The following is a 16,065-nucleotide window of genomic DNA, read 5'->3' as shown; positions in this document are numbered from 1 at the left end:
TCCTCCCAGGTGAGTCCTCGGTCCGCTCGACACCGTGCTTGGTTCGCTCCTCAGGCCGGCGGCAGACCCACCACCAGGCGTCCGTCGGCGTCGGCGCGGACCGGGTACACGGTGAGTGGGGGCTGTCCGGTGGTCGAACGGCCGGTCGCCAACTCGAAGGTGTTCTGGTGCAGGGGGCAGACGACGACCCTCATGTCCACCAGGCCGTCCGCGAGCGGCCCGCCGGCGTGCGGGCAGACCGCCGACACCGCGCGCAGGCTGCCATCACGCAGCCGGAAGATGGCGATCATGTCGTCACCCACGGCGTAGGCACGCCCCTCCCCGAGGGGGATCTCGTCGACCGGCCCGAGCCGGTGTTCGACGGCGACGAGCCTGGCCATCACGACCGCCTCGCGGATGCCGGACCGGCGCCGTTCCCGTTGTCGCCGCGCCCCTGGTGGCCGTTGCCACCGTGTCCGTTGCCGGCCGAGTCGCCCCCCGGCACGCCGGCCGAGTCACCCCCCGGCACCGCGGAGCCGATCGACGGGACCACCGGCCCCGGGACCGGGACCGGTACGGGCTCGCGGACCGGCACCTGAGGCAGGACCGCCAACGGCAGGGAGGTGCGGAACTGCCCCGGAGTGACCGGGTCGCGCCGTTCCAGCCACGGGTCCCGGTACGCGGCCACGGAGGCAGCCATGGCCGCGTCGAGCCGCGCCGCGATGCCGTCGCTGTCGTCGACGACCACCGCCCGGATGTGGTCGATGCCCAGCCGGGGCACCCACGCGTACGTGCGTTCCAGCCAGTTCGCGCTCTCTCGGTAGTACTGCAGGAACCGGCCGGTCAGCGTGATGACCTCGTCGGGCGAGTCGACGACGGCCAGGAGGTCTCCCTTGCGGACGTGGGCGCCGGCGGCCCCGCCGACGTAGATCTCCCACCTGCCGCCGTCGATGGCGACCACACCAAGATCCTTCACGTACGCCTCTGCGCAGTTACGGGGGCAGCCGGTGACGGCCAGCTTCATCTTGCCGGGGCCCTCGATGGCCTTGAACCGGTCCTCGATCGCGATGCCGAGAGCGGTGGAGTCGCCGACGCCGAAGCGGCAGAAGTCGGAGCCGACGCAGGTCTTGACCGTACGGAAGCTCTTGCCGTACGCGTACCCGGACGGCATGTCGAGGTCCGCCCACACCTTGGGCAGGTCTTCCTTGCGGATGCCGAGCAGATCGATGCGCTGCCCGCCGGTGATCTTCACCAGTGGTACGGAGTACTTCTCGGCCACCTCAGCGATCCGCTTGAGCTGTGCCGGTGTGGTCACGCCGCCCTTGATCTGGGGGACGACCGAGAAGGTGCCGTCTCGCTGGATGTTGGCGTGCACCCGATCGTTGATGAAGCGGGCGTCGCGTTCGTCGACGTACTCGTCGCCCCACATCATCCGCAGCAGCGAGGCCAGGCCCATCTTGCTCTTCGCGTCCTCCTCGCGGCCGGGCACGAGGGTGGCGAACACGGCGGAGACGGATTTCAGGCCGTGTTCGCGGATCACCGCCATCAGCTCCGCCTTGGGCATCGGCACACCGGGGACGTACCAGCTCGCGGCCGGGTCGTCCTCCACCTTGCCGTCAGCGGCCCACTCGACGATCTGGGCGACCAGGCCCTTGCATGATCCGCAGCCCTTGCCGGCACGGGTGGCGTCCATGACACCGGTGAGCGTCTTCACGCCGCCCTGCACGGTGCCGACCAGCGCCCGCTTGGTGACGCCGTTGCAGTTGCACACCTGCACGTCGTCGCCGAGCTCCGCGGCACTCACGTCGGCCGACGGCGTGCCGAGGTCGAACAACATCTCGACCCGCTCCTTCGGCAGGGCCAGCCCACGGTCGAAGGCCTGCATGAGGAACGCGACCTTCCGCACGTCGCCGAGGAGAGTCGCGCCGACAAGCCGGTCGTCGCGGATGATGATGCTCTTGTAGACGCCCTTGCGCGGCTCGGCGAAGACGACCGTCTCGTCGTCGTCGCGTTCCGCCTCCTTCAGGCCCATCGAGGCGACGTCCACGCCCGCCACCTTGAGCTTCGTGGCCAGCCGAGAGCCGTGGTACGCCGCGTTCGGGTTCGTCCCGGTGAGGTGGTCGGCGAGCACTCGCGCCTGCTCCCACAGCGGAGCCACCAGGCCGTACGTCTCGCCGCGGTGCTGGACGCACTCGCCGACCGAGTAGATGTCGACCTCGTCCTGCACGCGCATCTGGTCGTCGACGACGATGCCCCGCTCCACCGGCAGCCCGCTGGTCGCGGCCATCTCGGCGTTCGCCCGGATGCCGGCGGCCACGACGACGACGTCGCAGGCGATGGTCCGACCGTCCTTGAGCTTGACCCCCGTCACGGCGTGCTTGCCGAGCACCTCGGTGGTGTGCGCGCCGAGGACGACCTCGATGCCGAGCCGCTCGATGCTGCGCCGCAGGATCGCGCCCGCCTGCGCGTCCAGCTGAGCGTTCATCAGATGGCCGGCGGCGTGCACCAGGGTCACGTGGGCCAGGTGGTTCTGCAGGCCACGGGCGGCCTCCAGACCGAGCAGGCCGCCCCCGATCACCACCGCGCGCTCGTGCTCTCGGGCGTACCGGATCATGTTGCGGGTGTCGTCGATGGTGCGAAACGCGAACACTCCCTGGTGGTAGCCGCGCCCGGGGCGGTGGAGGCCGGGAATCGGCGGGACGAACGCCCGGCTGCCGGTGGCGATGATCAGCTTGTCGTACGGCGTCTCGGTGCCGTCGTCCGCGTAGATCCGTCGCGCGAAGCGGTCGATGCGGGTGACCCGGGTGCCGGCGTGCAGGGTGATGCCGTTCTCCGCGTACCACGACATGTCGTTGAGGAAGATGCCCGCCTCGTCGTCGACCCCGGAGAGCACGTTGGAGAGCAGGATGCGGTTGTAGTTGCCGTACGGCTCCTCGCCGAACATCGTGATGGCGAACTGGTCGCCCCCGCCGCGTTCGAGGATCTCCTCGACCGTGCGGGCGCCGGCCATCCCGTTGCCCACCACGACGAGGCGCCGGCGCTTGTCGACGGCGTCCATCAGACCTCGACCAGCCCCAGGTCGACGATCACGGTGCCGGACACCCCGGCCGGCGCCGCCACGTGCACCTCGAGACCGGTGCCGGAGTCGAGGTCCTCGACCACCCGCAGCGGCACGTGGACGTCGGACTTCGCGCCGATCGGGAAGTACCGCATCGGCTGGCCGTCGCGCACGAGCAGGACACAGATCAACTCATCACTGGCATTGCCGCCCCGGAAGTAGACCGGCTGGGCGACGACGCCGTCCGGCACCACGTAGCTGAGCGAACTGTCGACCAGGCCGGGCCGGTCGAGACCCTTGCCCTCGAAGCTGTAGACGCCTTGCAGGAAACGGGGAGTGGTGTGCACAGCGAGGCTCCTTGCTCAAAGAGATGCTGGATTGGGCGGTGGGTTGGTCAACAGGTCGGTGTCGTCGGGGCCGCCCGCGCGCGCGATCGACACCGCGCAGGCTTTGAAGGCCGGCATCCGCGAATGGCGGTCCAGCGCCGGGTCGGTCAGCGCGTTCACGGCGGAGCTGCCGGCCCAGTGGAACGGTGCGAAAATGGTGTCCCGGCGGATGCCGTTGGTGAGGCGCGCCCGGAAGAGCGCCCGCCCGCGTCGGCTGCGCAGTTCCACCACGTCGTTGTCGGCGATGCCGTGCCGCCGGGCGAGGTCCGGGTGCAGCTCGGCCCGGGCGTCCGGCAGCGCCATGGTCAGGGCACCGACCCGGCGGGTCTGGTTGCCGCTCTGGTACTGCTGCATGTTGCGGCCGGTGGTCAGCACGTACGGATAGTCGGCGTCGGGCATTTCCGCCGGATCGCGATGCTCCACCCGGAAGAACCTCGCCCGCCCGTCGGCGGTCGGGAACCGGTCGGTGAACAGCCGTGGTGTCCCGGGATGGTCCTCGCTCGGGCACGGCCAGAAGACCCCCTGCTCCGCCTCGATACGCTCGTACGTGATCCCGGCGTAGTCGGCTGTGCCGCCGGCGCTGGCCCGGCGCAACTCGTCGAAGACGCGGCGCGGATCGTCGTCGAAGTAGCGGCCGCGCCCGAGCCGGCCGGCGAGGTCGGCGAGCATCCGCAGGTCGGTGCGGACCTGCGGCGGCGGCGACAGGGCCTGTTTGCGGCGGATGACGCGCCCCTCCAGATTCGTCATCGTGCCCTCCTCCTCCGCCCACTGGGCCGTGGGCAGCACCACATCGGCCACGGCTGCGGTCTCGGAGAGGAAGATGTCGGAGACGACGAGCAGGTCCAGCGCCCGCAGCCGGTCCATCACCCGGTTGGCGTGCGGGGCCGACACGGCGATGTTGCTGGCGAGCACGAGCAGCACACGTACTCCGTCGTCGGTCCCGAGCCGGTCGAGCATTTCCCAAGCCGACCGGCCCGGTCGGGGCAGCTCGTCCGGGTCGATGCCCCAGACGGCCGCGACGTGTGCGCGCGCCGCGGGGTCGTCCAGGCGCCGGTAGCCGGGCAGTTGATCGGCTTTCTGCCCATGCTCGCGGCCACCCTGCCCGTTGCCCTGCCCGGTGATCGTGCCGTAGCCGGAGAAGGGCCGACCGGGAAGGCCCAGGGCGAGGGCCAGATTGAGGTACGCCTGCGCGGTGTCCGTGCCGTTGCTGTGCTGCTCGGCGCCGCGAGCGGTGAGCACCATCGCCGACGTCGCGGTCGCCAGCAGCCGTACCGTCTCCCGCAGGTCCCGTTCCGGCACGCCGGTCATCCGCTCCACCCGGTCCGGCCAGTACGCCGCCACGGTGGCCCGGACCGCGTCGAAGCCGCTCGTGCGGTCGCGCACGTACGTCTCGTCGACCAGGCCCTCGCGGATCGCGATGTGCAGCAGCCCGTTCGCCAGTGCGAGGTCCGTGCCCGGCAGTGGCTGCAGGTGGAGGTGAGCGCCCCCCGCGGTGGTCGTGCGGCGGGGGTCGACGACGATGTGCCGCGCACCAGCGGCCCGTCCGGCGTCGAAGTACTGCATGGACGGCGGCAGCGCGTCCGCCGGATTCGCGCCGACCAGCAGCACGGCCTGCGCCTGGGCGATGTCGGCCAGGGGGAACGGCAGGCCACGGTCGATCCCGAGGGAGCGGTTCGAGGCGGTCGCCGCGGACGACATGCAGAACCGGCCGTTGTAGTCGATCGACGCCGACCGCAGCGCCACCCGCACGAACTTGCCCAGCGCGTACGCCTTCTCGTTGGTCAGCCCGCCGCCACCGAAGGCCCCGACGCTGTCCGGGCCGTACCGGTCCTGGCTGGCCCGGATGGCGTCGACGATGCGGTCCAGGGCTTCGTCCCAGCCTGCCGGTCGCAACGGGCTGGTGCGGTCGGCGGGATCCTTACGGACGAGCGGGCTCAGCAGCCGGTCACCGTGGTCGAGAAGGTCGGCAGCCGTCCATCCCTTGGCGCACAGACCGCCCCTGTTGACCGGGAATTCGGTGGGAGCCAGCCGAGGCGGCCCGTCGCCGATCGTCAGGGATATCCCGCACTGCATGGCGCAGTAGGGGCAGTGCGTATCGACTATGGGCGATGTGCTCACGCGTCCGATGCTTGCCCGGCACTGTTTCCGATCCATACCGGGGTCGTAACGCTCTGCGACCCTCGGGCACCACACCCGGTCGGCACCGCCGCGCCATGACCGCCACCACGATCACTCGCCGAGTGAGTGTCAGCGCCGCGATTGAGGCGGCGCTGACAACACACCCGACACATCGACGCGCAGTCGACCAACCTGCCCTTGCGCGATCTGTAGCTGTGAGACAGCCGCTAGATTCGTTGGAGTTTGAATCGCTGGTTGGCGCCGGTGCCGGGTGTCCACTGAGAGATGCGGGCACCGTCGGCGGTCGAAGCCTGCCAAACGTCCATTGCCAGACCGCTCTGCCGGTTGATGAGTCTGACCACCCCGCCGCCCTGGTCGTCGACCCGCCATTGCTGGTTGGCGGCGGTGGGCGCGTCGGGTTGCTGGGTGATGTCGGCGCCGGTGCTGTTGCTGGCGACCTGCAGGAACAGGCCGCTGTGCCGCACCCTGATCCGGAAGTGGCCCGCGTCTGCCGGCAGAAACTCGAACTGCTGGTTCTGTCCGCTGGAGCTCTGCCACTGGATCAGCAACCCGCCGGCGGCGGTGGACGCACCGTTGATGTCGGCCGCCTTACCGCTGTGCTGGGCCACGAGCCGGTAGTACGCACCAGTTTCGACCGGCCCCGAGTTGACTCCGGACGCGCGGTAGGTGTGGCCGGCCTGGCCGGTGAACTCCACCAGATCGGCCTCGATCCGCGTCGGCTGGACGGCGCTGCCGCTCGTCTCGTCGCGCAGTTCGAAGGTGCCGGCGAAGATCCGGTTGCGAACGCGGACGGGTCCGGCGCGGTCGGGAGTGACGACCAGCTCGATTCGGCTGCTGCTCCAGGCGGCGCCGACGGTGTATCCGCCGCGGCCGCGGAGCCCGGTGACCTGCCCGGTTGGCCAGGCGGATGGTAGGGCGGGCAGGAGGTGGAGTTCGCCGGCGTGGCTCTGTAGCAGCATTTCGGCGATGCCGGCGGTAGCGCCGAAGTTGCCATCGATCTGGAACGGCGGGTGCAGGTCGAACATGTTCGGTGCGAGCCGGTCGGTGCGTACGAGGTCGCGGAGGAGCTTGTGGGCGCGGGTGCCCTCTTCCAGCCGGGCCCAATAGTTGATCTTCCAGGCGAGTGACCAGCCGGTGCCGTCGTCGCCGCGCAGTTCCAGGGTCTGTCGTGCGGCCTGGTGCAGTTGGGGTGTGCCGCGTTTGGTGATCTGGTTGCTGGGGTGCAGCCCGTACAGGTGGGAGACGTGCCGGTGAGTCCGTTCGGTCTCCACCCAGTCGGCGAGCCATTCCTGGATGTTGCCGCGGGACCCGACCCGCGTCGGCGGCAGCCGGTCCCGGGCGGTCAGTACCTGGGCGCGGTAGGCGGCATCCACATTGAGGACTTCGGAGGCCCGTGCGACGCCGTTGAACAGGTCACGCAGGATCTGGTTGTCCATCGTCGGCCCCGCGCACACGCTGGCGTTCGTGTGATGCCGCAGCTCGGGCGAGTTTGACGGATTGGTGACGAGGTAGCCGAGCGTCGGGTGGCTGACCAGCGTGTCGAGGAAGAACTGGGCGGCGCCCTTCAGGGCCGGGTAGTTGGCGCGCAGGAACTCGATGTCTCCGGTGAACTGGTAGTGATCCCAGATCATGGTGGCCAGCCAGGCGCCGCCGGTTTGCCACATTCCCCACAGGGCTTCGTCGACCACCGACGAGCCGCGCCACGCGTCGGTGTTGTGGTGGGTGACCCAACCCCCCGCGCCGTACTGCGCCTGAGCAGTGCGGGCGCCGGATACCGTCAGATCTTTGATCATGTCGAAGACCGGCAGGTAACACTCGGCCAGGTTGGTGGTGTCGGCCGGCCAGTAGTTCATCGGCAGGTTCGCGTTGATTGTGAACTTCGAATCCCAGGAGGGAGCCATCTGGTCATTCCAGATCCCCTGCAGGTTCGCCGGCTGGCTGCCCGGCCGTGAGGAGGAGATCAGCAGGTAGCGACCGTACTGGAACAGCAGCGCGGAGAACTGCGGATCGTTGACGCTCGCGTGCTGCGCGATCCGTACGTCGGTGGTCTGGTCGGCCGCCGTCGTGCGTCCCAGATCGATCGACACCCGGTTGAACAGCGCCTGGTAGTCGGCCACATGGCGGCCGCGCAACTGGTCGAAGCCGATGGTGCGCGCCGCGGCGAGGTGCCGCCGCGCGATGCCCTGGTAGTCGCCGTTGACGGTCCGGTAGTTGACGTAGCTGGACCCGATCGACACCAACAGGGTGACGCTTGTCGCGCCGGAGACCCGCAGCGTGCCACCGGAGCTGCTGACCGTACCGCCGCTCACGGCGGCATTGGCCAGAGCAAGGAACCGGACCTGCCCGGTGATGCCCTCCATGTTGCCGGAAACACCGTCGAGGCCGATCGTGGCGGAGTCCGGGCTGGACACGGTCGTCCGTTGCGGGCTGCCGAACGTGGCGGTGAACGTGATCGCGTTTGCCCGGTCGGCGGTCAACCGGATCACGATCACCTGGTCCGGTGCGCTGGCGAACACCTCACGCTGAAACCGCACCCCGTTGAGCACGTAGCTGGTAGTGGTGGTGGCCGTGGTCAGATCGAGGGTCCGCTGGTACTGCGACGCCCCGCTGGCACTGCCAAAAGCCAGCCGCAGGTCGCCGACCGGCTGGTAGGCCAACTGCCCGACCGGACTGCCCAGCATGGTCTGGTTGATCAGATCCTGCGCCTGCGTCCACTGATCGGCGAAGACCCGCCGCCGAATCTCCGCCAGGTTGGCCGCACCGCGGGTGTTGGCGGAGTCATACGGGCCACCGGCCCACACGGTGTCCTCGTTGAGCTGCAGCCGCTCGGTGTCGACATTCCCGAACACCATCGCGCCCAACCGGCCGTTGCCAATCGGCAGAGCCCGTAACCAATCCGTACCCGCCGGCTCGTCGTACCACAACGCCATGTCGTTGGCTGCCAGCACCTGTGAGGGTGCGGTCGACCCCGCCCGAGCGACTGCGGTCCAACCCGGCAGCAGCATGACACCAGCTCCCGCCGCCCCGGCGCCGAGAAGTTTCCGTCGTGTCACTTCAGACATCTTGTCTCCTTCGTGCAGCCGAGCGACGCACGGCGGCCCCAGCTGCCCCGGCCTTGACGATCGCAGGGCAGGGAAAGCGGAACGTTGACGAGGACGTCGCCTGAGTTTTCTAGGGTGTTACGGCGTTCACCAATCGTCAGACGTCACATGTTAACAACAGAGATAAAAGGTGGTCAATGCGTTGCCGTGGGACCACAATGCGATGCTGTCGTCCCGACCGGGCAGAGGCTCATAAGCTCAGTCCACACCGTTCGCGCCGTGCCTCCTGCGCAGTCGACGCGCAGGAGGCGATCGACTGCGGGCGATCGCCTAGAGGTCAGACGTACCCTCTGGGCCGGCCGGACCCGCGGCCGACCCGGCACCTTCCGCCTCAGGCATCAAGGATCTGCCATTCCTGGCTGATCTCGCTGCTGACCGGTTGCTGGACCGCCCTGGCGCCGTCTGCGGTGGAGCCGCCTTCGACCCCGACGCACCAGCCATTGCTCACGTTGACGAACCGGTAATATCCGCTGGTCGTCGCGGGGACGAGATTCCACCACTGGTTACGCCCGCCGTTGTCGGCCCACTGAACGAGTGCCGCGCCCTGGCCCGAGCCACCTGGACTGTCCAGGACCTTCCCACTCTTGACACCGGCCAGCCGGAATGAGCCATCGCTGTTGGGCAGCAGCCGCCACTGCTGGTTGGCCGCGCCGGTCCACGGCCACTGGATGACAGTTGCCCCGTCCGCGGTGGAGCCGCCGTTGACGTCCAGCACCTTTGCGCTGCGCCGGTTGACCAGTCGAACGACGCCGCCGGCGGCGGCTGGCAGACCTACGACAACCTGTATCTGTTGCCCGGCCGTCAACGAGATCACCCGGGCCTGCGGACCGAGCGGCGAGGGGGTGACCGTCGCGGACGTGGTGATGGATGCCATCCCGCGCCGGCTGAGGAGGGTGATCGCCTGGGTGATCGTCGAGGTGAGTACCACGGTTACCGAGCGACCGGGAAGATCCCAGGAGAGGCTGTGAATGCGGACCTGGTTGCGGCCGCGGACCCCGGTGATGGTGCCCCTGGCGAGCTGACCGGGCACGGCGGGCAGCAGCTCGATGACGCCGGGCCTGGTGTACACAAGCGCTTCGCTGAGCACGGCCGGCAGGGTGTTGGCCGCATCGGCGTTGTAGGTCTCCAGATTCGGGTTGTGTGCTGTCATCAGCGACCGGAAGAGCATGTTGTTGCCGATGATCTTCCGGAGGTTGCTGTAGACGCCGGCACCGTCCTTGAGTCGAGCGGAGGCGAGGGCTCGATGCAGACTGCCGTGCGCAGAGGTGTTCTCGTCACCGCGCAGCGCCAGGGCCCTGAGCGCGGCGGTGACCAGCCCGGGAGCCTCCTCGGGATTGATCTCGTGCAGGGGCCACGCGCCGTACAGGTGGTGGACGTGCCGATGGTTGTAGCGATCCGTGAGGCCCGGCCAGGACCATTCGGCGAGGGCGCCGCTGCCGTTGATGGTGTAGGGCGGGAGCTTCGCCAGCAGGGCCGTCCAGCGTGCGACGCCTTGGCCGGCGCCCTGTTCGACACCGAGCGCGTTGGCAGCCTCGACAGCCGCCCGCAGGGCGTGTCTGCCGGCCTGGATGTCGCCGGTGGCGTTGATCGCCAGCAGGACGTTCGTGCTGGCCGGCGAGTTCTCCATCGAGAACGACGGCACGAACACCACACGGCCGGCCGAGTCGGTGCGGGTCAGGAAGTCCTCGTAGAACAGCGCCAGCTCCATCAGCGCCGGTCCCAGCTTCTCAGCCAGGAACGTCCGATCCCCGGTGACCTGGTAATACTCCAGCAGAGGGTAGAGCAACCAGTCGGCGCCACCGGTCCAGCACTGGCCGGGGAAGCCGGGGTCGAAGTGCAGCATGTAACCGTACTCGCCGTCGGTTCGTGATGGGGCCAGGAAGCCGCGGGCGCCGTACAGGTTGCGAGCGTTGGTGCGCCAGTGCGCGAGCTGGCCGAGGATCAGGTTGAAGTAGCCCTGCATGGCATCGGTGAGGTCGAGAATGTTGCCGCCGGCGACCTGGAGGTTGATGTTGGCATCGGTGGTGAAATCGTCGGCCCAGGCGCCATTCCAGGTGCCGGCCCAGATTCCGGTCAACCGCGGCGGCAGTACGCCGCTGGAGCTGATGAACAGGTAACGGCCGCTGTCGTAGAGCCGTTCCAGCAGGGCCACATCGATGATGTTGCGGTTGGCGTTCTGCCGGGCGATCAGCTCGGTGGTCGACAGCTGCCGGTCGGCGGCAGAGACGTTCAGGTCCAGGCGGGAGCGGTCGTACATCGCCGAGTGCAGGGTGACGTGCCGGGTCCGCAGCTCGGCATAGTCGGCGCGCACCGCGGCCAGCGCCGCGTGCAACGGCTTGCTGTCCCAGGCCGTGGGTGACTCGTACCTGTCGAGTTTGGTCAGCAGGAGAAGCCTGGTTGCCGCGGTGACGACGATCCTCGACCCGTTCGCGGCTACCGTGCCACCGGTGGCGACGACCCGGGTGACGCCCTCGAAGCCGAACGCGCCCTGCCCGGACGGGTAGGTGCCCCGCAGGTTCAGGTAACCCGAACCGTCGATGACGCTGGCCAGGGTGGTGAAACGGACCGAGCCGGGGACACCGGCGAGGGAGGTGTTGACGCTCAGGGTCGCGTCGATCGAGCGGCCGGATGCCGGGGTCAGTTCGTGTACGACGACGTTGTCGGCCCGAGAGGCGAAGGCGCGGCGGGTCCAGGTGCCGTTGCTGTCGGTCCAGGTGGAGGTGACCTCCCCGGTCCGGAAGTCCGTGCTGCGGGCGTACCCGTTGGCGGTGGTCATGCCGGGCGTGCTGATCTGCAACTCGAAGCCGGGGTGGTAGGTCTGGGTCCAGCGCAGGCTCCAGCCGGCCGCGAAGTCCGAGTTGGCTCCGGCGTAGTTCCCGGCCAGCGCCTTGTCTCGTACGCCGGCCAGCCGCCCGGAGATCACTGGCGGGGTCACGCCCCGGCTGCCGTTGGGCAGCACGAAGCGATGATGATTGAAGATCACCTTTTCGAGGGTCGGCGTTCCGTACAGGACGGCGCCGTACTCACCGTTGCCGGTGAGGAACCCGTCCGTCCAGTTTGTCGCTGCGGTCGCGTCGTAGATCCCACGCTCGGGCAGGGTGACCTGGGGTGCAGCGGCGGCGGCCCGTCCGGCGCCCACGGCCGGGATCAGGGTCGCCGAGCCGGCGGTCAGCGCGGCAGTGGCGAGCAGGCGCCTACGGCTCACGGGCAGGTCCGTCATCAGGAGTTCCTTTCGAGCCGAGGCTGAAGGTTGGGCGTCATGTCGTCCGGCGCCCGCAGCCCGTCGGTTCTGGGCTACGGACAACGGTTCTCCATGTTCGAATCGATTCGGCAAGAAGATGGGCATGGCTTCGAGTCAAGGCGTGCGTGCCGGCCGTGACCGAATCGATTCGACGACCGACCGATGTCGTTGACCACCCGGGCGGGTGAACACAGCCGACATGTAGATGTGATTAACCGGCAACACTGGCACTGAGTCAAGGATTTCAACTCATCTATGTTGTGCCTAAGCTCGAAATTCCATCAATTCTGGCAAAAGCCGCAGCAAAGGTAGGATGAAAGGCTCGTCGGCTCTGCCGCCGACGCACCGGCTGCGGTCGGCCCGCCATCGGGTGCGTTCACTGGCGGCTCTCCTTGATCTTCGGCGACGGCGTACCGGCGTCGCACCGCGCCTTGATCTCGCTCTTGTTGTCGGTGGACAGCAGCACCACGCGGATCTCCCTGGCCGGACCCGATTCGTAATCGGTGACTCTGTAGCCGGCGGCGGGAGCGACGTTCGCAACGCGAGCCTGGCTGCCGGTGCAGAGCACAGTCACCACGCCACCGAGTGCCCGAACGGGTCTGCCTGGCTTCGCGGCCGCCGGTGCCGGCGCGGCAGTAGCCGTCGCCGTCATCTGCTCACCGCTCGGTGGCGCCGTAGGGCCGGGACTGGCCGACGACCCGGCTCCGAAGACAGGTGCAGACGGCCCAGCCGGAGCGCTGAACGTTCGGCTTGGTCCTGAAGGTGGTGCGGGCTCCGCGGAAGTCTGCCGGGGAGTCGGTGCCTCGGTGGCAGGCGTATCGGCGGCGCCCGGTGGGGTGGCACCGTGTCGAGGGGAGGCCCTGTCCGACCTGCCATCGATAGCCGAAAACTGGGGGAGGAAGAACCAGATGGTCCCTGCCGTCACCAGCAGAACGGGGATCGACAACGAGCCGAGGAGGCGGCGTCGCCGGCCGGTGGAGGAACTGGCGGTGGCCGCGAGCGGTACGAGCGGGACGGGTACCTGCTGCGCTGATCGTGCCACGTGTCGCTCGGCGTCGTCGCTCAGACCGTGCAGGGCCGTCGCCACCTCCCTGGCGTCCGGCCGATCAGCGGGATCCCTGGCGAGGCAACGGTCGAGGAGACGATGAACCTCGGGGGACACTCCCTCGATGTCCGGCAGTGGTGCCGGATCGACGTACACGTGAGCATCCAACATCTGCGTGGGGGTCTCCGCTGACCAGGGCAGCTCGTTGGTAAGCGTTCGGTACAGCAACAGTCCGAGCGCGTACACGTCGGAGGCAGGCAGGACGGTGCCACCGGTGAGTCGTTCGGGCGCGAGGTAGGCCGCGGTGCCCAACAGCTTCCCGTCCGCCTCCAGCTCCGGTCGACCGACGGTGGCGGCCAGACCGAAATCGACCACCTTCACACCGGCCGGCGTCAGCATCACGTTGGACGGTTTGATGTCCCGGTGCACCAGATTACGGTCATGCGCGGCGGCTAGCGCCTCGGCGACCTGCGCGCACGTCCGCATCGCGGCGGCCGGCGGCAGGGGACCAGCGGCAAGTCGCTGAGACAGGGTCTGGCCGGGCAACAGTTCCATCACCACGTACGACACTTGACGCCCGGCGGCATCGGTGTGTTCGCCGAAGTCGTACACGCTCGTCACGTGGGGGTGCCAGAGGCCCGCTGCGGCCCTGGCCTCGGCATGGATGCGTTGTCGTGCGCCGTGGGCGGCAGCTTGCGCGCCGGCCAGAACCTTGACGGCCACCGCGCGTTCGAGGACCCGATCCCACGCCCGCCAGACGACTGACATGCCACCAGCGCCGAGACGGCCCTCGACCTGATACCTGTCGTCCAACAGATCACCGGCGATCACTGGGACAGCTTGCCAGAGCGGACTCGTCGTGGCATGGCGCCCCGCTCCGACGCTGGTCACCAACCGTCACGATCTAAGCTTGGTCCATCCGTTGAGGAATGTCGCCGGGCGCCGGGAGGTGCCGCCCTCCCGGAGCAACGCGATCCGACTCCGTGGCCGCTCGCTTCCGGGTGAATCCGTCAACCACGCCGGCTGCACCAACCAACAGCCGACATCATGATCAGTATAGTCGCGGCGCATTGATGCTCTTGACACGCTCCAAATAGCACCGTTAACATCACCGAAACGTTGTTAGCGCTAACAGCCGCCGGCCGCTGATCCGCGCCGGACGAGACCGAATCGATGGGCGTGTGCGCTGGAAGCCCAACTGGTCGGAAAGCTTCTCCCACCCTTCGTGATCACGGTCGAGCGATGCCTCACATCCAGCAATTAGCCACGTCAGGCCGGCTATTCGCAAATCGGACCGCCCGTTGTTAGCGCTAAATACGCCCAGACGGAAGGTGGGACCCAATGGTCATCGAGAGGACTGCCGGCAATCGACGTCGAGGGTTGGCAGCTATTGGCCTTGCTCTTGCGGTAGGAATGGGCGTGGGTCAACTGACGCCGATCGTGCCGGCGTCGGCGGAGAAACCCGTGCCGCCGGCGGCACCCGGCGTCGGACCGCAAACCCCGTCCGCCAAGGTGCCACTGGCCGGCGTCGACATGGCTCAGACCTATGTGAACCCGATCAATTTGCCCGGGATGGCCGTGCGCAACATCGTGGCAACGATGCCGCCTACGGACGAGAATGTCGCAGACACTTCGCAGATCCCGGCCAGCTTGAACCTGGAGACGTGGACGGCAGCGTCCGGGCGGACTCTCGCGAGCCGATCCACCGCCGGGTTCACCAGGATTTCCGAGAACTCCGCACGGACCGGGGCGGACTGGTCCGCGCTGAACGTCGACGGGACCATCTATCTCTACGCATCTGGTGCCATGCAGAACGCACCGAACAACAACCGCACTGTCTGGTCCACCACCGACTACCTCACGTGGACGCCCCACCAGATGAACCTGGGCCTGGTCGCACCAACCGTCGTGCAGCTCGGCGACAAGTTCTACATGGCCGGCAACAACACGCCGGTCTATCAAGCGGACTCGCCCACCGGGCCGTGGACCAGCATGGGCAGTTTCCTGCGCCCGACCGGCCAGACCCTGAGCGTTGGCGACGTGCAGTTCTTCCCGGACACCGACGGTCGGCTGTACCTGACGTACAACATCGGCTCGCCGATCATGGGCGTCGAACTCGACCCGAACAATCCTCGGCAGCTCATCAGCGACCCGGTTGTGCTCTGGACCTTTGACCCGCGCCAGGAGTGGCAGCACATCGGTGACAACAAGGCGACCTACACGCACGGGTACGTGGAGGGTTCGCAGTTGTTCAAGGTGAGGGACAAGTACTACCTCTCGGTCGCATCCGGTGGCACGGAGTTCACCACGTACGCGACCGGCGTGATGACATCAAACAAACCGCTGTCCGGTTACAAAGTCACCCAGCAGAACCCCATCGGCTACGGAAACAACCACCCGAGTGCGGTATATCCGAACGCTGGGCACGGCAGTTTCGTACTCGACAAGTCCGGCAACCTGGTGTTCTTCTACACCTATGTCATCGCGTACGAGGAGTTCTTCGAGCGGCGACTGGGGATGGACATCTGCAACGTGACTCCCGCCGGTCCGAAACGGGGAGCGATCGATTGCGAGCTGTCGAACACGCCGCAATTGGCCCCGGGGAAGAAGATCTCCGGCAGGGACGACACCGGACTCTACAATGTGGCCACCAACAGCCAGGCGTACTGGGCGAGCAGCTATGCGCCCGGGCGCAACCCGTACTACGGAAGCGACCGCTCCCTATCCACGTGGTGGGAGCCGGCTGACGGCGATGCCGCGCCCACGTACATCAGGGGCTTCGGGACCGTCTTCCACATCTCCGCCGCGCAGATCCAGTGGAAGGAGCTCGGACGCACGTTCACCAAGGACAACGCGGTGCGGTACACGCTGGAGTACAAGGATATCCCCACCAACACGTGGCGGCCTCTGGTCGACAGAAGCACGAACTCCACCGCATACACGGCTGACTACGTCAACTTCGACCGGGTGCTGACGAACGCAGTCCGGCTGAAGGTCCTGGGTACGACCGAGAACGTCAAGGTCGGCGTCCACGAACTCAACGTCTTCGGGGAGAACTACAACCTGGCCGTCGAGAAGGGCATGCTCACTCGATAGTCCGGTTGCTGGGCCGTGCG

The 16,065-nt window shown here is 68.0% G+C and carries 8 protein-coding genes; 1 reads left to right on the top strand and 7 read right to left on the bottom strand.

Annotated elements, in window-relative coordinates; all coding sequences use genetic code 11:
* Positions 1-50: 50 nt before the first annotated feature.
* From AB0A90_RS24750 to AB0A90_RS24720, 7 genes are all read right to left on the bottom strand, one after another.
* A complete protein-coding gene (locus tag AB0A90_RS24750) occupies positions 51-380 on the bottom strand; it encodes a Rieske (2Fe-2S) protein (protein WP_357252315.1) in 330 nt (109 codons plus the stop codon).
* On the bottom strand, positions 380-3,037 hold the full coding sequence (nirB, locus tag AB0A90_RS24745) for a nitrite reductase large subunit NirB (RefSeq protein WP_357252312.1): 2,658 nt from the start codon (positions 3,035-3,037) through the stop codon (positions 380-382). The genes AB0A90_RS24750 and nirB overlap by 1 nt, the downstream gene beginning before the upstream one ends.
* Positions 3,037-3,384 carry a molybdopterin oxidoreductase gene (locus tag AB0A90_RS24740; RefSeq protein ID WP_357252306.1) on the bottom strand — a complete coding sequence of 116 codons (348 nt, stop codon included), beginning with the start codon at positions 3,382-3,384 and terminating at the stop codon, positions 3,037-3,039. Before AB0A90_RS24740 ends, nirB begins: the two co-directional genes overlap by 1 nt.
* 15 nt (positions 3,385-3,399) lie before the next feature.
* Positions 3,400-5,541 carry a molybdopterin oxidoreductase family protein gene (locus AB0A90_RS24735; RefSeq protein ID WP_357252303.1) on the bottom strand — a complete coding sequence of 714 codons (2,142 nt, stop codon included), beginning with the start codon at positions 5,539-5,541 and terminating at the stop codon, positions 3,400-3,402.
* 227 nt (positions 5,542-5,768) lie between these two features.
* Entirely contained in the window at positions 5,769-8,624 is a 2,856-nt protein-coding gene (locus AB0A90_RS24730; RefSeq protein WP_357252300.1) for a glycoside hydrolase N-terminal domain-containing protein, read from the bottom strand.
* A 370-nt stretch (positions 8,625-8,994) separates the two neighbouring features.
* Entirely contained in the window at positions 8,995-11,883 is a 2,889-nt protein-coding gene (locus AB0A90_RS24725; protein ID WP_357252297.1) for a glycoside hydrolase N-terminal domain-containing protein, read from the bottom strand.
* 397 nt (positions 11,884-12,280) lie between these two features.
* Positions 12,281-13,780 carry a protein kinase gene (locus tag AB0A90_RS24720; RefSeq protein ID WP_357252294.1) on the bottom strand — a complete coding sequence of 500 codons (1,500 nt, stop codon included), beginning with the start codon at positions 13,778-13,780 and terminating at the stop codon, positions 12,281-12,283.
* Between the two features lie 588 nt (positions 13,781-14,368).
* Between AB0A90_RS24720 and AB0A90_RS24715 the strand changes: the two genes are divergently transcribed.
* The gene (locus AB0A90_RS24715) at positions 14,369-16,045 is read left to right on the top strand and encodes a family 43 glycosylhydrolase (RefSeq protein WP_357252290.1); all 1,677 of its coding nucleotides are present in this window, start codon (positions 14,369-14,371) and stop codon (positions 16,043-16,045) included.
* Positions 16,046-16,065: the final 20 nt, after the last annotated feature.

The organism is Micromonospora sp. NPDC049204 (genome assembly GCF_040647935.1).
In the GTDB taxonomy this organism is placed as follows: Bacteria; Actinomycetota; Actinomycetes; order Mycobacteriales; family Micromonosporaceae; genus Micromonospora.
The sequence above is the reverse complement of the archived record's forward strand: the minus strand, read 5'-3'. Positions and strand labels throughout refer to the sequence as shown.

Bases quoted from the DNA above. Each gene is read 5' to 3' on its own strand.
- AB0A90_RS24750 (WP_357252315.1), bottom strand. From the start codon at position 380: ATGGCCAGGCTCGTCGCCGTCGAACACCGGCTCGGGCCGGTCGACGAG.
- nirB (WP_357252312.1), bottom strand. From the start codon at position 3,037: ATGGACGCCGTCGACAAGCGCCGGCGCCTCGTCGTGGTGGGCAACGGG.
- AB0A90_RS24730 (WP_357252300.1), bottom strand. From the start codon at position 8,624: ATGTCTGAAGTGACACGACGGAAACTTCTCGGCGCCGGGGCGGCGGGA.
- AB0A90_RS24725 (WP_357252297.1), bottom strand. From the start codon at position 11,883: ATGACGGACCTGCCCGTGAGCCGTAGGCGCCTGCTCGCCACTGCCGCG.